Annotated in this window: 15 protein-coding genes and 2 pseudogenes; 10 read left to right on the top strand and 7 right to left on the bottom strand. The window is 57.5% G+C overall.

Annotation, left to right across the window (positions count from 1 at the left end):
- Positions 1 to 149: 149 nt before the first annotated feature.
- Entirely contained in the window at positions 150 to 1,076 is a 927-nt protein-coding gene (locus tag VI234_RS17235) for an NAD(P)/FAD-dependent oxidoreductase (RefSeq protein ID WP_336330697.1), read from the top strand.
- Positions 1,077 to 1,236: 160 nt separating this feature from the next.
- Positions 1,237 to 2,430, top strand: coding sequence for an ABC transporter substrate-binding protein (locus VI234_RS17230; protein ID WP_336330696.1), 1,194 nt, complete (start codon positions 1,237 to 1,239; stop codon positions 2,428 to 2,430).
- 171 nt (positions 2,431 to 2,601) lie between these two features.
- Here VI234_RS17230 and VI234_RS17225 read toward each other — a convergent pair.
- A pseudogene (locus VI234_RS17225) lies at positions 2,602 to 3,422 on the bottom strand (IS5 family transposase).
- A gap of 130 nt (positions 3,423 to 3,552) precedes the next feature.
- Here VI234_RS17225 and VI234_RS17220 point away from each other — a divergent pair.
- The 5 genes from VI234_RS17220 (at position 3,553) to VI234_RS17205 (ending at position 5,960) form a co-directional block, all read left to right on the top strand.
- The gene (locus VI234_RS17220; RefSeq protein WP_336330695.1) at positions 3,553 to 3,993 is read left to right on the top strand and encodes a hypothetical protein; all 441 of its coding nucleotides are present in this window, start codon (positions 3,553 to 3,555) and stop codon (positions 3,991 to 3,993) included.
- Positions 3,994 to 4,089: 96 nt separating this feature from the next.
- Positions 4,090 to 4,272, top strand: a complete 183-nt coding sequence (locus VI234_RS21350; protein ID WP_442905031.1) for a DUF7534 family protein — start codon at positions 4,090 to 4,092, stop codon at positions 4,270 to 4,272.
- Between the two features lie 109 nt (positions 4,273 to 4,381).
- On the top strand, positions 4,382 to 5,206 hold the full coding sequence (locus VI234_RS17215) for an N-6 DNA methylase (RefSeq protein ID WP_336330694.1): 825 nt from the start codon (positions 4,382 to 4,384) through the stop codon (positions 5,204 to 5,206).
- A 62-nt stretch (positions 5,207 to 5,268) separates the two neighbouring features.
- Positions 5,269 to 5,544, top strand: coding sequence for a DUF7389 domain-containing protein (locus VI234_RS17210; protein ID WP_336330693.1), 276 nt, complete (start codon positions 5,269 to 5,271; stop codon positions 5,542 to 5,544).
- A 128-nt stretch (positions 5,545 to 5,672) separates the two neighbouring features.
- Positions 5,673 to 5,960, top strand: a complete 288-nt coding sequence (locus VI234_RS17205; protein ID WP_336330692.1) for a PadR family transcriptional regulator — start codon at positions 5,673 to 5,675, stop codon at positions 5,958 to 5,960.
- A 267-nt stretch (positions 5,961 to 6,227) separates the two neighbouring features.
- Here VI234_RS17205 and VI234_RS17200 read toward each other — a convergent pair whose 3' ends face one another.
- Positions 6,228 to 7,457 (bottom strand): hypothetical protein, encoded by a 1,230-nt coding sequence (locus VI234_RS17200; RefSeq protein WP_336330691.1) that lies wholly within the window; start codon positions 7,455 to 7,457, stop codon positions 6,228 to 6,230.
- A 1-nt stretch (position 7,458) separates the two neighbouring features.
- Complete coding sequence (locus VI234_RS17195) at positions 7,459 to 12,708, bottom strand: hypothetical protein (RefSeq protein WP_336330690.1); 5,250 nt, start codon at positions 12,706 to 12,708, stop codon at positions 7,459 to 7,461.
- 104 nt (positions 12,709 to 12,812) lie between these two features.
- On the opposite strand from VI234_RS17195, the gene VI234_RS17190 reads away from it, so the two are divergent.
- Complete coding sequence (locus tag VI234_RS17190; protein ID WP_336330689.1) at positions 12,813 to 13,724, top strand: hypothetical protein; 912 nt, start codon at positions 12,813 to 12,815, stop codon at positions 13,722 to 13,724.
- A gap of 111 nt (positions 13,725 to 13,835) precedes the next feature.
- Here the strand turns inward: VI234_RS17190 and VI234_RS21345 are convergent, their stop codons facing one another.
- Positions 13,836 to 13,988, bottom strand: coding sequence for a hypothetical protein (locus VI234_RS21345; RefSeq protein ID WP_191906081.1), 153 nt, complete (start codon positions 13,986 to 13,988; stop codon positions 13,836 to 13,838).
- 272 nt (positions 13,989 to 14,260) lie between these two features.
- Here VI234_RS21345 and VI234_RS21340 point away from each other — a divergent pair, with 272 nt between their 5' ends.
- Positions 14,261 to 14,413: a DUF7837 family putative zinc-binding protein gene (locus VI234_RS21340; RefSeq protein ID WP_008308637.1), complete on the top strand. Its 153-nt coding sequence runs from the start codon at positions 14,261 to 14,263 to the stop codon at positions 14,411 to 14,413.
- Positions 14,414 to 15,338: 925 nt separating this feature from the next.
- On the opposite strand, the gene VI234_RS17180 is transcribed toward VI234_RS21340, so the two are convergent.
- The 3 genes and pseudogenes from VI234_RS17180 to VI234_RS17170 all read right to left on the bottom strand — a co-directional run bounded on the left by VI234_RS17180 (position 15,339) and on the right by VI234_RS17170 (position 17,883).
- Positions 15,339 to 16,373 carry a tyrosine-type recombinase/integrase gene (locus VI234_RS17180; RefSeq protein ID WP_336330688.1) on the bottom strand — a complete coding sequence of 345 codons (1,035 nt, stop codon included), beginning with the start codon at positions 16,371 to 16,373 and terminating at the stop codon, positions 15,339 to 15,341.
- 355 nt (positions 16,374 to 16,728) lie between these two features.
- Positions 16,729 to 17,596 (bottom strand): annotated as a pseudogene (locus tag VI234_RS17175) (transposase); the annotation flags it as partial.
- A complete protein-coding gene (locus VI234_RS17170; protein WP_152418444.1) occupies positions 17,539 to 17,883 on the bottom strand; it encodes a hypothetical protein in 345 nt (114 codons plus the stop codon). The gene VI234_RS17170 and the pseudogene VI234_RS17175, both read right to left, overlap by 58 nt.
- Before the next feature lie 194 nt (positions 17,884 to 18,077).
- Between VI234_RS17170 and VI234_RS17165 the strand changes: the two genes are divergently transcribed.
- Complete coding sequence (locus tag VI234_RS17165) at positions 18,078 to 19,100, top strand: hypothetical protein (protein WP_152418445.1); 1,023 nt, start codon at positions 18,078 to 18,080, stop codon at positions 19,098 to 19,100.
- Positions 19,101 to 19,144 lie beyond the last annotated feature (44 nt).

Raw genomic sequence — 19,144 nt, 5'->3', positions numbered from 1 at the left:
CAGCGTAATTCAACCCCTCTGATCAGGTGTGAAGCGAATCTTTAATACTAAGTTAGGCCACCCTAAAACCGATGTCAAATCACGTCACGGTACGTACGGCGTTTACACGGAGAGAAAGTGAAATTTACGCGTTAAACGCCAATATTTAAATGTTGGTACCCATCCATGACGTCGTTATCGTTGGTGGGGGTCCTGCAGGATGCGCTACGGCGGTGTGTACCGCCCGGTACGGACTCGACGTCGTGATCTTCGACCGGGGCAACTCGTCGCTGCGCCGGTGTGCCTTCTTGGAGAACTACCTGGGATTCCCCGCGGGCATCGACATCAAGACGTTCTACGAGCTCATGCATGCCCACGTGGCCGAGGCAGGTTGTGAAATAGTTTCAGACATGGTCGAGTCCATCATACGGACGGATGATGGTAGCTTCCGTGTCCGAACCCAGGACGGACGGGCTGTGCAGGCTCCACGGATCGTAGCGGCGACTACCTACGACGGCGAGTACCTCCGGGGCCTCGACAGCGACAACGCGATGTTCGACACCCACGAGCATCACGGTGAGGCCCACGAAGAGTTCGACCGCGAGTACGCTGACGTCAATGGCCAGACGCCTGTCGAGGGACTGTACGTCGCCGGGGCCCTCGCCGGACGTGGCGAACAGGTACAGATCGCCGCCGGGCACGGGATGACCGTCGGTCGCGAAGTCCTCGCAAATGTCCGCGCTGCGAACGGCCGTTGGCCAGAGGCGGCCACCCACTACGACTGGTTGCGCCGGCGCGAAGCGCTCGATTACGATTGGGACGACGAGGAGACATGGCATCAGCGATTCGCCGACCACAGGCTCCCCGACGACCACGATATCGAGCAGGACCGGCTCGAACGCGTCCGGGAGCAAGAGATCGAGTACGTGAAAAACGCCCACCTCAACTCGACGGAGATTGAGCGCCGGCGAGAACGCGCCCACCGACAGCTCGCGACCCATCTTGACGACGAGTTACTCCTCGAAGTCGTCGACGACGATCGAGTACTCCAGTACGCTGAGGAACAGGTAGAGCCAGGAGGTGGAGACAGTGAATAGCATCCGAGGCAGACGATGGGTGGGACTGAGTTGGTGTCCCGGCGGGGACTACTGACAACACTCGGTCAGTCCGGGTGAACCAGTATCTCTCGTCGGTCGTCTTGTGGCTGTTCTATGAACAGAGGGAAAAAGTTATATATTTTTAGGTAGGCCTAAATCCATGGGCACCCAGACCGACGTTCACGAGATTCCGACCCGGAGAGAGACAATCAAGGGCGGCGGTGCCGTCCTCGGTGGAGGCCTGCTCGCCGGTTGTGCCAGCGAGAGTCCCAATGCGGAGCCGACAGAGACAAACGACACGACGACTTCGCAAACAAAGGAAGATCTGACACCGTACGAGGTGACGATCGAACCTGCCGGAAGCCACACGTTCGAGGAAGTGCCCGAGACGTACGCAAGTATTCCCGGGGCATGGATGGACATCGCAATGGGATTCGGCATCCAACCGACGGCCGTCGCCGCCTTCGATCGCCTCCCGCTGAAGTACTACGATGCGCTCCCGGGTGTCGAGTTCGACGCTGACGCCGTCCAGACGCTCGGTGAGTCGGCCGAATCTCAGTACGACAAGGAGGTCTTCTACGACGTGGACGCCGACGTCCACCTCATGGATCCGCGGATGCTGAAGAAGTACTCGGGATGGGAAGACAAGGATCTAGAGGAGATCGAATCGAGAGTTGGCCCGATCCTCGGCTCGCTGATCCGGTTCCCGTTCAGCGGGCGCGAACCCTACTACACGCTCTACGAGGCGTTCGAGAAAGCCGCACAGCTGTTCCAGCGCCAGGCTCAGTACGAGGCGTGGATAGATCTCAAGAAGTCGTTCTACGCCGATATCGAATCCCGAGTGCCTGTCTCGGGGAAGGACGCACCGACCGTCGCCGCGTTCAACTTTGGCTTCAAGCCAGAGTCGGGGAATTTCTTCGCGGCGAACATCGATGCGGCCCGGAACGACACGCGGAGTTTCCGGATGCTCGGCGTCGGTAACGCCTTCGAGGGCGAGGAGTACGTCCCGTTCAAGCCGATCGGGTACGAGAAGCTCCTCGAAGTCGACCCTGATTACATTGGGATGATTGGCTACCTCTCGTACATCGACGACACGCAGTTTCAGAAGACGATCAAGGCAGCCCAGAGCCACGAGACGCTGAGCGAACTGAGTGCCGTACAGAATGAAAATTTCGTCAGGACCGGTGGACAGTACATGGGGCCGATTATCGACCTATTCTCGACGGAGGCACTCGCAAAGCAGCTGTATCCCGAGGAGTACGGCGAGTGGCCGGGCTCGATCCACGATGTTCCCGATGAGGAGCAGCTGTTCGATCGCCAGCGGGTCGCGGACATAATCAATGATAACCTGTGACCCTGTGACGGCCTGAAGCGTTCTAAACGTACGACCCTAGGCAAGACCGAAATCTTGTCGGAGGATACGTGCTGCATCAAACCTCCAACCTCTGTATCGGTCATGGCGCTTCTGACGAGAATCCAGAACGTTTCGACCTGGATCACTCTATCATTCATTTATACACACTATTCACAGTGTCTTATCGATATTGTGAGTGAGACAGCCGACAACGAGTTCACGGAACTGCTTCCACCAATGTCGTGAACGCACGAATACCCCATATTTTCGCTTGAGACGGGAGTTTACCGTCTCGTTCTGACTCCGTTGGCCGTAGATGTCGGCATCCAGCCGAGCATTCCACGCCTTGTGAAGTGCCGAGAACTCTCGGTGTTTGATAAGCGGACGAAGGTTCTCCTCACGGGCTAACGCCCGAACCTTCTGGTCGTCATATCCTTTGTCGCCGAGGAGAATCGTCACCTCACCGGTGTTCCGCTTGATGAGTGACGGCGCGATCTGCGAGTCGTGTTTTTTGGTCGTCGTTACGTGGAGATCAATGATTACATTCGCTCTCGTATCTACGAGAAGTGTAACTTTCAACTGCTGAACGTCAGCTCCGTTCGCTTCGTGTAGTGTTTTGAAGCGTGACTGCGGTCGAACCCGGAGACGTCGATCCCGACGACACCGTTGGTTGGGAGAAATGTGACCGAGAGGTTGAGCAGGACACGCCAAACCGCCATATCGAGCCGGCTGAACGCTTTACACAACGTCGAAGGAGACGGTAGTTCTTCAAGATCGATGGCATTCCGAATGCGGTGCATCTCGATGAGTTCGTCAAGGAGAGTCCGATAAGTCGTGTCCTTCCGCATCTTGAGACAGAGCAGGACGATGTGCTGGTGAAGTGTGTACCGGTGTTTCGAAAACTTCGATGAGTAGCGAGCGACAGCTCGTCGGGCCAAGTGATACGCCCGCTCGACGAACCGGAGTAGCCGCGACTTCGGGAGTGTCTGCATTCACTCACACTACCGGACGTACCTGTAACTCCTGAGGATTTCAACAGAGCCTCTCAAACAGCAGAAAAGTTGCTATAGAGGCGATATAGGGCGGGTTTTGTGTTTCTCTAGTGGCTGAGAGAATCCAACGATGAGTAGTAAATACCAACGTGGGAACACCGGGCCGAAAAAGTTGAAGTGGCGCTGGAAAGATGAGACGGAGAATCGGTCGTTGCCCCAGTCGTGGGCCGACAACGGTCGCACAGAATCTCCCGAGGAGAACGAAGTGCAACTGTACGCAATTGAGTGTCGGGCTGGGCTCTTACTTGAGTGGCTGGTCAATACACGAACTGGAAAGCTACTCAGGGGCCCGCTGAGCGAGAAACCGGGGATTCGTGTCCTGTACGTCACCGCTGACGGTGAGCACGCACTCGTCAAAGAGTCCGAAGCCCGCGAAACTGACGGCAGTTGGAAGCCACCCAAGCAGTTCGCCAGCATCATCGCGAAGCACCCAGAGGAGGCTGATCCCGTTCCAGACTCCAGCCAGGACTACTACCGACGCTCGGTCGAAGACCTGTACGACCCGTCGTAGCCGCTGTAGAACGGTTTCTTTGCTCATGACAGCGATTGAAACGACCGTTCAGTGAGTATGCGAATCTACCGACAAGATTATGACAGATTCCTGTGAATGAGGGGCATGAACTTATCACGCCGTCTTCGTTTCATTATCTACGAATTTCTCCTGATTATACTCGGATTCGCTATTGCTGCTCAGGTATCGCCACCAGATCCGGTCACTCAGATTCTGGGGACGTTGGTGGTCTTGGCAGTCACACTCCCTCTCTCGTATTGGCTGGTCTACAGACGGTAGTAGCGGTAGGCGTTTCACCTGTACTGATCAGCTCATTCCACAAGTAGAATTCCCAGAGTGGCACTCTCCGGCAGGCCAGATTTTGTGCCTCTCTGGTGGCTGAGAGAGCATGGCTTCGCCACAGATCGACGTCGACGAGATTGTTGCAACGCTTGAGCAAATTCGCCAGCGGGGACACAGCGCACACACGGTCTTCAGAGACTGGGTCAACCTCATGCTGTTCGCACTGCAGGACCGAGACGATCCGTATCTAGAGATTGTCGACGACTATCGCGAGCGTGGCGATATGGATCATCCAGACGGACAGCGCTCGGTCGACCTCTTCGCCAAGGCGTTCGGCCAGCTTCAAGAACGGATGGCAGCCACCGACGCTGACGTTCTGGGTGCTGTCTACGAGGAATACGGGATGTCCAGCGATGCGTTCGGCCAGCACTTCACACCACACACCGTCTGCGAGACAATGGCTAAGATCGCCGGCGTCGGAGACGAGAGTGATACCGATGATAGACAGACGATCCTTGACCCGGCCTGTGGGAGCGGTCGAACACTGGTGGTCGCCGGTCGAAAGCAGCCAGACGCGCTGTTTGTCGAGCAAGACAAGGACCCACTGTGTGCCCGAATGACGGCGCTGAACTGCTGTTTCCTGAATCTGGATGCCTACGTTATCCAGGGCGACTCACTGACTGTCGAGTTCCAGCGAGCGTGGCAGACGTCGTACTCTTCGCTGGGTGGGAGTGTTCGCGAACTCGACGACGAGGAGGTCGAGGAGCTTCGCGAGTGGGTGACCGACGCCTTCGAGAACACGGTCGAGGAGGAGAGCCAATCTAGTCCAGCACAGGAGATAGATACGGATTCGGGTGACCGGACGCCGCCGGTCGCGACGTCTGTCTCGAGTGAGCAGGCCAGTCTGGGTGCGTTCGAGGGCAGCGATTGACGGCTGTTTTGTGTGCCCAGTCGGGTGCGGGGCGGTCCAGTGAGAGCGTCCCGAGAAGACCCATGTCAGAAGAATCAGACACAGAGCCAGACACGGCTCCAGACTCGGTTGAAAAGGTCGAACGAACGGACTTTAGGTGCAGTATGGAAGCACGGTTGGATCGAGGCACTGACACCCGCGATCAAGACAGAGTGACGATCAAATCGAAGGGTGAGACTGCCGAGGAGACGATTGTGGAGTTCTACAAGCTCTTGGAAGAGTACGACCAGGAGATCAGTGGTCGGCTTCGGGATGTTCAGCCCGAGGCAGACGAGGCAGGCGAGGAAGACGAGGATTAACAGCTAGTTTACCATCAGATTTCAGCCACTTTCGAGACCGGTTCTATCCCTCAAAGTAGCCATTAATGCGTCTGGATTTTGGTCAATTTCAGTAAACTTAATGGCGCAAAGTTGTTAGCCAGCCTGAAATGTTTGACCTCACCGGTTTTCAACGTGATTTACTGTACGTGGTGTGCGGTCTAGACGGCCCACATGGCCTCGCGATCAAAGAGGAGATGGAGGAATACTACGAGGGAGAAATCCATCATGGGAGGCTGTACCCGAGCCTTGACACACTTGCCGACAAAGGGCTCATTGAGAAGGCACAAAAAGACAGACGGACCAACATCTACTCAGTCACGCGACGTGGCGAACGAGAGATAGCTGCTCGAAACGAGTGGGAACAACAGTACGGAACGAGTGAGCTTTCTGGATGACTGTCAACGCGCCTGATTTTGATCCGGCTCTGAATGGCCACGCCGCAGTCGAGATCGAGAACGTGGTTCACGCGGCCGTCTCAAAATCGTGAGGTAAGAGGATAGGTAAAGCAGCCACAGCGTGTGTATCAAAGCGATAACTCCGCGCTGTCACTAACTCAGGACAGGCATCATCGCTGGAGAGTCCATATCGTATTCTAAGTCTGCAGGATTCCACCACTTCGAACCCTCGCTAAGGACACTGTCACTCGCGGGCTTCGTCACTGCTTACAGCAGCTTCGCTTCGATGTACTGGTCGATATTCTCATTGTCGTCGAGTTCGTTCAGCGTGTCCAGCGCTCCTTCCATCGAGTTGAGGTCCTCGGTCGTGAAGTCGTCCTGTTGGGCCACACGACTTAGACTCACGAGGAGCTTGATTTTGTTCACGTCCGTCTCAAGACGCATCACTTTCGTGACGACGTTCTCGTTGTCGGGGTCGTCCAGTCGGACGAACGCCGGCGGGATTACGTCCCGAAGCAACGCCGAGACGTAGAGGTCGTCGTCGGACGTGGCCGGGACGTCCGAGAGCATTCGCTTGACGATAGCGGCCTTGTCTCCCGTGGTATTGGTAACGACGTTTCGCACAAACGCGTTGGTATCGAGATGTCGCAGGTTCCGGTGTTCGTCGACGCGGACGGGAATGAGCTGTAAGTCCTCGTTGGCGAACTCCGGGGCGATATCGTCTTGGTGGACACAGATGTCTGTGCCGATCGCACCGGGGTCGAAACTAGCGAAGGGGTCAGACAGTGTCACGTCACTTGGCGGTGACACGGCGTCCGCTCGGTCCATCCTATCCAACAGGTACCGGTCCGCCGGGTGTTTATGCCCGTAGTCTTCCCAAGGTATGCGGGTCGTGACGATGAGGATACTCCCGTTCTCAAGCTCCTCCACCATCCACGCCGGCGTGTCTAGAACCCGCTGGCGGCCGCCGAACCGTTCGATTAGCGGCTCCGAGTAGATCCCCAGCCACGGGAGGCGCTCCAATGTTATCGGTGTCTCGAATGGTAGTACCGCTTTAGGTGTTGGAGCAATCTCACCGTTCATTATCGCCCTGTTGGATGTCGAAACGTAGTACGGGTTGAGCTCGACCGCGAGTTGACGAATAAGTTCGACGAATACCCGAGCAGGGCCGGTGTACTTCTCGGCCGATTCGGGGTCTATTTCGACCAGTCGGGTGGCATCTACGGACACACTTAGGATTGCGTCGGTCAGTCCGTCCCAGTCATCGAGACGAAACCTGAGACGGATTGCTTTGCTATCGGAATGGACCGTAATGTAGCCTTTCTCCGAGATGGATGCATTGTCCGGAGTCAGCGGGTCTGAGTCATTGACGTGTTCGGTTAACCCTATGTCCGCACAGACCGACAGCGTTTTTTCGATCACTTCCGCCCCAGTTTCCCGCTCATCGCTATAAAAACGGGCGAATACCGACCCTTCCTGCTTGATTCGATTGCTCATATCACTCGTTCAGGTCCCTGTAGCTTTTGAATTCGACGCTAACGCCATCAAAGTCGTCCTCAACGAGTTGGCCAATATCCGAGGGTTTTTCTACATCATCCACAGCGTCCGGGAATTCATCGGTGACTTCGTCATTGTACTCGGCATCGAGTTGATCTTGTCGCATTACGACAACAATTTCGTCTTGACCACCTGCAGCCTGCGTAATCAGCTTCTTGCGGAGGCTGTCGAGTCTCCCGCCGAGCTGCTCATATTCGGCCTCATCGGGGTAAAGCGGCGTGTATTCCTTGGTGTTCTTCGATTCGTAGGCGGCCCCGTTCCGATTGTTGACGTCGATATCAGTCGGACCGTCTTTCAGGTCGTCTCCGGTGACACCGTCGGGTAGGTCCTCGTCAGCGATATTGTCAGGGTCGACTGTCGCGTCCATCTCGACATCGGCGTTATCGTTGTTCTCGATGACACGCCTTGCGGTACGGGTTTCTCCTGCGAGACCGGTGTAGCCGGACTGGTCACCGGAAATTCTGGTCACAGCGTCGTCCAGCCGGTCGATTTCTTGATCGTCGAGATATTCGAGGTCTTCCATGACTCTACCAGGTTCTTCGCCCGGGACACCGTCGGGAACGTCGTCTGAATCCTCAAACGCTCTGACGAGCTTCTCTGACGCGTCCTGGTCCAGCCCGTTGCGGCTGTCAACGAAGTCCTCGACGGATTTCAGGACCCCATCGCAGGGGCTGTTACAGACATCGGCACGCATGAGCCGAATTGCATCTGTATCAGACCGCGCCATGGACCGCTGCACTATCGCTTTCTCATCCGCATCCAACCCATCGTACCGCTTGACCGCCGTCGCGAATTCATCGCTGTCGACCTCGCCGCTCTCGTAGGCCTCAGTAAAGCGCCGCTGGGTCGCAGCGCTGTCCATCTGCAGGAGCGCGTCGGCGGCGTCCTGATCGCTTTCCGCCAGATCGTTGAGTGCGCGACGCCCACTGGGCCCGGTGTTCTCGAAGAGGTCGGTGGCCTTCAGCGTCGGGTCGTTGATGTCGGTGTTGCCCAGGTAATCGCTCCCGTCAGTGTCGAGTTGGTCGAACTGCTCGGTGGTCCGTTGGCGCTTCGGCCCGGGCATGTCGTTGAGCTTCGCGCTCATGCGCCCGGTCGGCACGTCCGCGTCGGGGACCGAGTCGTCGACTTTCCCAGCCCGCCGTAGTGCCGTCGGCTTGACGCCGTTTGGCACCCGAGAGGGCACCGCCGAGTCGGCGGCGTCGACCAGCCGTCTGAGCTTCGATGAGCTACTCAGTCCTTTCTGGAGGACGCTCGACCCGCCAGATGCAAACGCGGGCGCCACTGTCCCAGTCGAGTAGCCCAGCGACCAGCTGCCGCCAAACTCTTGGTAGTACTGCTCGCGGGAGTCGAAGGGATTGCGGGTCTCGTGTTGCTGGCGGAGCTGGCTCGCCATCATCTGGGGCAGTTTCGTGATTATCGCGGGGTTGTTGGCGATGGTCGTCGCCAGCTGGGCCATCTGGCTCGCGTAACCGCCAGGGTCGGAGACCATCTGGGCGACGCCAGCGACGCTCTCACCGACCACCGTCGACGCGCCCGAGGAGAGCCCCATCCAGGCGACGAAGCCGCCTTTGCCAGGACTGGCCGGGAAGCTGGCGTATTTGTCGGCCGCCTGTCCGAACGTGTCCGGCCCGCTGAGCTCCTTGCGTTTGCGGTTGTCATGGATATCCGTGGCGCTGGCGTCGACGGTCACTGGCGTGAAGAAGCCGGTTGCGCCGGTGTATATGGCATCTAGCGCGTCACGCTCGACCTCGATGCTGGCGTCGAAGTTTCGAGCGGTCGCGCCATCGCCCAGGCTCGACCACTGCTTGCTCCCGGCCTTGTGGAACTCGATTCGGGAGATGCCGCTCTGGTCCGAGACGCTGACGCGAGCTGTGTAGCTGGTTCGGGCAGTGTTGTCGGCGCTGACCTCGAGCGGTTCGACCAGTGGCGCTTTGTGGTCGTGGATGGTCGGGTCGTAGTCGTTCGAAACCTCGTAGTAGTCGTCACTGCCGTCGTTGTCGGAGTCGGCGACAGTCGGGCTGGTCCCGAGGCGACGCTCCTCGTGGTCGTCCAGCAGGTCGCCGTCGGTGTCGGTCGACAGTGGGTCGGAGCTGACGTTTTGCTTCCAGAGCACGCCGAGGGCGTCCCCACCGTTCTGGCGGGCGCGAACGAACTGTTCAGCCGTCGAGGGCGAGCGCGCGAGGTAGGTGTTCCACCCGCGGTTTTCCTCGAGGTCGGTGAGTTCGTCCCCGTCGCTGTTGACCTCGGTCGGATCGGAGTTGGCGACCGCGATGGTCGTCGTGAGCGTGCCGTTTTCAGCGTTGGTCTTGTAGATGACCTCCTCCCCGTCGGGGATGCCGTCTCCGTCAGTATCAGCGTCGTACGGGTCCGTCGAGAACGTGCTTGCGGCGGCGGTCGGCAGCGTCCAGTTCTGGTTCTCTACAGAGTCACGGATGCCATCGCCGTCGCTGTCGAAGGTCTCGCGTGGGACGACCTCCGCTCGCATATTGACGCCGTCGGCCGAGAGGCTGATGTTCGCGGGGCCGTGAGCGAGCGTGGAGACGTTGACCGTCGTCTGAACGGTGCCGACGGTCCCGATAGCGAGGTCTTTCGAAACTGTGGTTCCGCTCGCACCGGTCACCTCGATGCTCGCTGCCGGATTGGTGTTGGTCTGCTCGGTCTGATACACCACCGTGAGGTCGTCAGTGCCAGACGAGAGATTGTGCGTGATGTTGGCACTACCCGTGTCGCCACTGACGTTACTGGAGGCGTTCTCGTCGGGGTCGCCCGGGACGCTGATGGTGATGTTCTGGTCTATTGCCAGTGACTCGTTGGTTGGGTCGGTCGCGCGTCCGGACAGAATCTCCCAGTCATTGAGTTGGCCGGGGGTGATCGGGTCTCTCACCGCCTCCTCGTTGAACCTCGGTTTGATGGTAAACGTCGCGTTGGTCAGCTCGCCTCGGAACGCCCCTCCGTCGGTGTTGTCGTCGTTCCAGCTCCAGTCAGGCGTCGTGCCGTAGTTGTCTCCGGGGTCGTCCCGAACAACCCAACTCCCGTCACTGATCGGGAACTCGTAGAGTTCGAACGAGACGGCGGCACCGGACCCATCTCTCGGTTTATCTTGCAGTAAAACCAGACTGAGGCCGTTCGGACCGGACCAGAAGAACAGCCGACTGGTGTCGCTTTTCGCGACCGGCAGCGGAGAGTTGATCTCAGCGTTCGCGTAGTCGTAGAATTTCTCGATGGTCTGCCCGTTGCTCAGTGGTACCACCTCGTAGCTGTCCCCGCCCTGTTCGATGGTTATCTTCCGCGTCGTGGGTTCCCCGCCAAGCACGACGGTCGAGTTGCCGGTCAGGTTACAGGCGTTCCGACAGCGGAACGAGTCGCTGGCGTTGAAATCGACCGGCTCGCCGATACTGACCTGCGTCGCGCTGACCCACTCGTCGGTGTCCAGCACGGTGAAATACGAGAAGTGCTCGACGGTGGCTTTCGCCGTCCCGTTCTCGATAGTCGTCTCGACCTTGCTCCAGGTGTCTTTCGAGGAGCCGTTCCATGTATAGATAGAGAGGTTCTCGTACTCAGACTCGGGGACCGAGGCGTCGACCGGGAGTTCGACTGTCGCGTTCTCGAAGGCCGTGCGGTTCTCAAGCTGTATCGTCGGGCCGGCACTGGCCGACGTGTTCTCGAAGAAGTCGGGCTTGGCCACCATGGTGACGTCGGCCCCCGACCCGTTCGTCCGGAGCGTGACAGTGGCGCCGGTCGATTCGCTGTCCATCGCCGTCTCGAAGGTCTCGTTCCCGTCGAGAACGCCGTCGCCGTCCGAATCGTTGTTCAGCGGGTCGGTTCCGATGGCGAGTTCCTCGTCGTCGTCCAGTCCATCGGCGTCCGTGTCCGGCAGCGTCGGGTCCGTCCCCAGCTCGATTTCGCGACTGTCGTTCAGCGAGTCGCCGTCGGTGTCGGGTCGGTCGACGAGCGTCCCGCGCTGGGCCTCCTCACCGTTGGTCAGTCCATCACCGTCGAGGTCGCCCGAAGCGTCGCTTGTGCCGTCACCGTCCGTATCGGCATCGAGCGGGTTGAACTGGTCGTTCCGGTATTCGAAGCCGTCTGAGAGGCCGTCATCGTCCGTGTCGCTCACGAACGGGTCCGTGCCGATGGCGTACTCGACGTATGTCCCCAGCGTGTCCTGGTCGAAGTCCTCCATCCCGTCGATGACGTCGTTGTCCGCTTCGGTGTAGTTCGTCAGAGGGGACTCGCTATCGTTGTCGGTGGGGTCGGTCTTTGTGACGTTGCGCTCGTAGCTATCGGGGAGCCCGTCGTTGTCACGATCGTTGTCCAGATAGTCCGGCATCCCGTCGCCGTCGCTGTCGGCGGTGCCCTCCGTCCCGTCGGGGGCCCCGTCGCCGTCGGCGTCGGTGTCGAGCCAGTTGACCGTCTCGTCGAAGTCGACGTCGTGGCTGTAGTTCTGGCCGTCAAGCGCTTCCGTCCGTGTGGTGATGCCGTCGCCGTCGTCATCGGTGTCGCGGTAGTTGGGCGTCCCGTCACCGTCAGTGTCTTTGGTCCCTTCGCGGATGTCGGGGATACGGTCGCCGTCGCTGTCGGCGTCACGGGCATCAATGATGCCGTCGCTGTCCGTGTCGATGGGCTTACCGCCGTTGGTTTCGGTCCAATCGCCGATTCCGTCGCTGTCGGTATCGGTGTCGAATGCGTTGGTGCCGAGCGCGATCTCGACGGTATTGTTGAGTCCGTCGCCGTCAGCGTCGGTCTCGGTCGGATTGACAGCCTGAACGTAGAGCCACTGGCCGTCGCTGACCGTGACTCGTCCGTCACCAGTGAAGTCGAAACTCGAACTGTAGTTCTGGACGGAGGCGTTCGTGAGATGAGCAAGCAACGCCTGGCTGTCGACGACGTCGAAGCTGCCATCACCGTTGACGTCCTCGAAGCGTCCATCACCGTTCGGGTCGGTCGGGCTCGCCGAGCCGACGACCGGGTCAGGTGTCACAGCCGTGTTTCCGGCGCCAGTGCCGATGCCGGTGTTACCCGCGCCCGTACCGGTGTTGCCTGCATTGCCGGCCTGTGTGAGTGCGCCGGCCGGAACCGCTGCGACGACTGGGCTGGTGACGAGCAATACGGTCAGGATGACCGCCAACAGCGGCCGTGCCTGCTCACTTACGAGTTCGATACCCTCACGAGTACGACTGTGACCTCTAGACATGAAGTATTCCAGTATTAATTCAAAGATTACTTCCGGTTTATTTAATACTGTAGATGTCGGGTTCGATAATATCGATGCAACTCGCTCATCTCATGAGGGTAGTATTGGTTAGCGCTGCGCTGATTGGGAGTACTGCTGTCGTTTCTGGTGCCGGCGGGACAGAGGTTCGACTTTCGCCGGCTGCAGAGAGCGTTGATTCGGGCGCAACCGTCGAGTACGAGCTGGTGGTGGCCGAGGCCAGCGGTGGTGTCGGTACGTTCAACGCGACAGTGTCGCTCAACGACAGCAGCGTCGCGACCATCGAGAGCGTCAGGTATGCCGACAGCCCAGCGTACGCCAAGCAGCCCGACGGCGGGGCGTCAGTGCAGTTGGCGGCGACGGGAATGAACACGCTCCAGAGCGGCCCAGTGGAACTCGCGACTGTCACTGTCCAAGCCGAGAATCCCGGAACTGTCGGGCTCTCCGTGAGTGTCGCGGCGCTGGGTGACGAGAACGGCAGTGCCTACTCGGTCACCGGAACAGAAGGGCGCGTCCTCACCGTCGAAGGCCAAACCGACGATGCGAATGGGTCGACACCAACGCCGACGGAAACAGCCACACCAACACCAACGGACACGTCAACGCCTACGCCGACTGCAACAGAAACTCCTACTGAGGAGGACTCTTCGAGTTCCGGCGGTAGTAACAGTGATGATGGGGATGACGATGACGATGATACCGATTCCGGCAGCGGTGACTCCAGTGACACAGTAACAGCGACGGACACACCGACAGGAACGGAAACAACGCCGAGTGACACCCCAACAACGGCCACGGAAACTGAACACTCGACCGAGACAGACACCAAGCAATCAACCTCAACCCAGACCAGCAGTGGTGGGCCAGCAATCACACCGTCTCAGACCGCGGCCACAGACACTGTCGAGCCGTCTGGCGGCTCACCCACGAATCTGCTTATTGCCGGGAGCATGATCGTCGCTGTTCTCGGTGGGATCATCATCTATCGTCGGTTGTAGAAGCGATTCCAAGACACACGACACGTTCTCACCTCGCTGACCGGCTCAATTGGCTGGCGTCTATAGTCTCCATGTGAAGAGGTACTGGCAACTTCCCCACCGTCGATGATCTCATTCGGTTACCATCGGCTCGTCGATTCCGTCCTTCGACGCCACACTCGTCAGGGCGATGGAACCGAACGCCCCGCCACCGATGACTCGCTGGCAGGCGTTAGACGAACTCCAACAGGCCGGTGTGTCGGTATTCGTCTCGATGTCGCTCACATACCCGACGATGGGCGAAGACGACTTTCACGAGCTACTCGGCTACTTTAGAGCACTCGGGGCAGGTCGTCGGTTCTGGCAGCTCCCCATCCTCGGTTGCCTCGAACCAATCGCCGATACAGTGCCAGCGCTGTTCGCAACCGGGACAGTACGGCGAGCCCGTGCCCCAGCGTTGTGTCGGGAGGTTGAGACCCTGGCTAACACTTATTTCCGAAGACAGGCAATTTTTGCGTGGAAGGAACACCGTCACACGCTCCTTCCATCCCCTTTCCATGCCTGATGACACGCGAAGTCTCGGTCGCTGCCCAAACTGCGACGAGCGTATCACAACTCCGTGGCTGCTGGTTGAATACGAGAAAGACGATGGTACGGAGGGTATCTGGGCCGAGTGTCCAATGTGTGAAGATGTCGTTGCACCAGAGTAGTCCCGAACTCCCAGACTCGCGTTCTTCAGTCTGAGAGGCTTCGAGAAGTGACTAACCAACATTCAGAGTGGATTGTACGCTGGTGTTGGTTAGCCCCAGCGTAGCAGGTTTTGAGAAGATCCAGAGGCCGAAACAACAATTGTAGCCGTTGATAGTAGCGTACTGGCGTCCATACCAACGGTTGACTGAGTATTACAATAGGGGCCCGTCACGGTACCTGCGTGCGGTGTCAACGCAGGCCCGGAGTGTCACCCTCACCGCTGCGATATTAGAAACATTCAGTATACTCGCCACAGTGGGTACACTCGGCACGGGTACGCCACTCGTCCCCGTGCTTGTGATCAACCGGTGCAACCTTGACTACCCGGATGTCGATGGAGCCACACTGTGGACATTGCCCCGGAATTTCCGCGTTGGCCACGCTGAACTATTGCCCCCATGAATGGTCCAGTCGTGGCTAAGTAATGATAGTTATGCTGCAGAAACATTGGTTGAGTGATGGATAAGTCAGCAAGTATATGAGTTCATCACAGCCACTATCGATTACTGTGGGTATGGGGCTTTTTCAGAGAGTGTGAAATGGCTACGCTGTGGCCTGTGTATCCCTCACCCGAAGCGACGAGCGAGTTCATAAGCGACGGTAGTAGGAACAGTGATTGTAAGAATCACGAATGCGATCTCATCGACAGTCGGACCGGACTGCGTGAGCGAACTGTAGAATATCAAAGCGCCAGTAGCAAGCACCCCGACAACAGTTGATACGTATTCTGGGTCTGTCCACTGACTCGGAGGGTCTCTGGAGGGCATATGAAGAAGCTGTGTTTGTGTGGCGGGTAACGTTTTTGCAGTCTCCCTGTCCGTACGAATCTCGGCGTACATGGACCACCTGTACTGGCTGTTGCAGCCATAAATAGAGTTGCTGTATCTATAACAGCCGTTCTGTGTCTGAGATGATATCGTTCGCTTCGTCACGCGTGCGTTTTGCGGCCTCCTGTGCGTAGCCTTCGTGGGTCGTCTCGATGGACTTGTGGCGTAGCACATCCTGCGCCAGCTGTGGGTTCTCGCGATAGATTTCTCGTCCGAGCCCACGGCGGGCACCGTGTGGCTTCAGTGGCTCCTCGAACTCGTAGTCGGACCACTCACAGAGTTTGGCGAGGATATCCCGAGCCGACTGGGTTGTGATCGACGGCGTCGGGTCAAGTGCTTTTGCCGCGTTGTCGAGTCTGGGGAAGACAGCTTCATTCTCGTCGGGCTCTCGGAGTTGCTTCCAGCGCCGGAGCGGGCGAAGCGCGTCGTCAAGGATCGGCGCAGATTCTCGGGTGCGGTTCTTGCCGAACACCTGCATTGTGCCTCCCTCTAAATCGACGTCCCGCCACCGCAGGCCGTTCCGCTCTTCGTCATCAGAAACAGCGACCAGTTCTGCACTCCGGGCTCCTGAGTAGGCGAGTAGGAAGACGAGTGCCTGGTCGCGGTAGGCCGCCGTGCGGTCGACGTCGTCGCTTTCGCCGGCGTCGTCGACGCGGGCGGTCGCAGTGGCACAGATGGCGTCGCGGTCCCGTGCAGACCAGTACTGTTGGTCTGTTTCAGTTTCGTCGGTGGGAAGTGGTCCTTCGGCGTGGTTGGTCTTGGCTGGGTTCGTCGGGATCAGGCCCTCGTAGACGGCCCATGTGAGAAACGAGCGGACGTAGGCGAAGTAGCGACGGGCAGTCTCTGGTGAGATTTCGTCCCGTTCGTCGGCCCGGGCAAGGTCACGAGCATACTGTCGGCAGAGGTTGTCGTCGATGTCCTCGGGACTGGAGATACCGTGCTGGTCCCGGGACCAAGCTGCGAACTTCCGCAGCACGCTCGCGACGTTTGTTCGGTAGCGTCCGGAGTCGATATCGACCAGTCGTTTCTCGATGGCTGTTTCGAGGGCGTCACCCCTGGGAGTAGCGTCGTATGCAGGCGGAAGACGATCCATGCTTCCCGTACAGCGGCGGTCCGGGTAAAACTGGTGGTGCTTATGGAAATAATACAAACCTATCTACAAAACCAGAATATCGACGTTTCAGGCACTCTGTGTGAGAATATTCGGGCTTTCTGTGTCTTATAAAGTCTATGTAGCTATATCAATCTCGCTCAATTTTGAAGTTGAGACTGCACCGGGCTTAGCGGGGCTATAATGCGTGGATTCAGCCGATTCAGTGAACGGGAATTGACTTAGATTGCTCTCCAAACGCCCGATCTTGTTGCACTGCCACTCATGTTCGCGAATTTAGACGACTTCCGACAGCGTTGCCACTCAGACACCGCGCTATTACGGGTGGAGAACCTCACTATCCGATTCCGGTTTCTTTCTTCAACAGCGTCAGCGTGTTGTCGGCTGTCACAATTGGCGAGTGTTCGTATTCACCGGTCAATTCGACCTGTACGAGTAGATCCACCGCACGCCAAATCGAGTACAACAGACACGCGAATGCGAAGTAGAAGAATCGGAGTCCGAAGTCCTTCGAGGTCGTGGCGGCCATGAATCGCTTAATCGACCTGTAGCCACTCTCGATCTCCCAGCGATACCCATACTCAGTGAGGAAGCTACTACTGCGATTGGACATGAACACTGAGTACTGCCGGTGATCATCGTGTTCAGCGTCCTCTTCCGTCGATAGATCAGCGTTGTCTCTTGCCAATCGTTCTTCCCGAGATACAACTTCCGGTCAGTTTCGTAGCAGTCCTGGCCGCGCTGAAGTAACCGCTTAGCCTAGGCTTTTTCACTTGTCTGCATCCGCTTCGGGACAACGTAGGAGAGCCCACGTCGGCTAAGCATCTCTAAAATATGCTGACTATCGAACTCCCGTTCCATCAACACGCTATCGACGTGGATCATCTCCTCAGCCGAATCCAAGAGGTCCTCAACGATTGCTAAGCGGGTCTCACCCTTCTGAACTGGCGTGCGTCCAGCACTATCGGAACTGCATTGCCGACTAATTGGACGGTGGCCCACTGATAGGCGTATTCATCGGTTTTCTCTTTCGTACCGATGCTCTCGTCCTCATGGCCCGTTCTATCGCCCGTGAAGCGATCCGCTTCGGTGATATCTACGCCGACGATTCCAGCTCAGAATAATTCCTCGGTCTCAGAACCCTCGTTCAGAAGTCTTTGGATAGTATGAGGACATATCTCTCGAAGTTGTTCAATCGAGAGTCCCATTCGGCGGTTTCCTCTTCCGAGATGCCTACGAATCTTTTGAGAAAATCTTCCACTATCTCACGGCGAATACGCTGTTTCTGGGTCCTTCCGTCGGGAGCCGACGGTTCGTCGGCTTCCGACACGTCCTCGGTTGTTCCACCGTCAGGTAACATCTTATCGCCTCTCACATTTGCTCGTGGAACCCAGAAACGCTTTCGCGGCGGCCGTTGGCCGGCCGCCGCTTCGGATTCAATGAGGATCGTGGTATCTTCACGGGCTACCTGCTTTGCTGTGAGGTTTTCCACACGGTACATTTCGACGCGTTCAGGTAGTAAACGCCGTGCTTTTCGCAAACGTTCTGACGAACTCAAGATAGTTGCCCGAGACAACGTGATAATTTCACGGATTCACACTGTGTCAGTTGTTGAAAATCCGGGTAAACACGCACCAAAACCATAATCGAAAATACTATAATTAGTAGACATGAATGGCCACATGCATGTCAATTAATCGACGAGAGGTGGTGAAGACTCTCGGAATAGCAGCCGCAAGTGCAGGATTCACTGGCATCGGGAGTGCGACCCAGAACAGTAGTGTTCAGGTCAATTCCGTCTACGGTTCAGAGGAGAGTCCGCTTTCCGAAGGCGATATTATAGACACTCAACAGCAGGCCAAGGCAAATTCAGGGGCCTCCTCCTCGGTAACAGTGAAACCAGACGATTCGCATGGTCGCATTGTTGGATTTGTGTACGGTATCGACGAGTCGGGACGAGCAACTTTTTATGTAGCCAAGGAACCGGAGGAGGAAGCAGTTGAACCACAGGACCAGACTGAAAGCGCTGTCTCAAAGGCTAAGGAATTTGAATCGGAACTGAAGAAGGCAAATCGATTATTCACTGAGACGAATGCCGTAAGTCCCAGCGGCATCGACCCGGAGTGGGATCATGTTACTAACGGATACACGCCGTACGAACACCGTCCATATGGGAAGCTAGTGGAGTCCGTTGACGTCTACGAACTCGACGAAGACACCTCAACTAATCGCTTCGCGATGAGACAAAACGCCAATATTTATCCAGGACAAGCCGAATGGGATAACGGTTATCACTGGTGGTATGCCGAGCCTGAACACAAGTGGGATCAAGGAGTACTCGATTACAATCTCGTAGATAGAGCGCCAAGAGATGACAAAACTGGAGGGGTTGATAAAAAGAGTGTGGCTATCAGCGCTGGAGGCCCTGAGATTAGTTGGCAGTTCTCTCAGCCCGACGTGGCACGATACGACGAATCGAACTCACAGGTAGCAAAGTGGCACTGGAACGCGATGACTGACCCACTTAGTTATGGGGATAATCAACACGCGCTGTTCAAAACCGGCAGCACTGCGGAGACTAGGGACAATCCGTCCGACGGCGACACGCTACTGGGATGGGGAACTATGGCGAAATTTACGTCACGGGACCGGGTGGACGCTGACATCGACGAGTTCGGTGCTGGCGGCCGACTTGAGTACGACGACTGAAAGCGGAATGAAACCGCAATAACTATTAGGTTGGTACAGATCAT

Source organism: Haloarcula sp. CGMCC 1.2071, from assembly GCF_037078445.1.
GTDB lineage: Archaea > Halobacteriota > Halobacteria > Halobacteriales > Haloarculaceae > Haloarcula > Haloarcula amylolytica.
The sequence above is the reverse complement of the archived record's forward strand: the minus strand, read 5'-3'. Positions and strand labels throughout refer to the sequence as shown.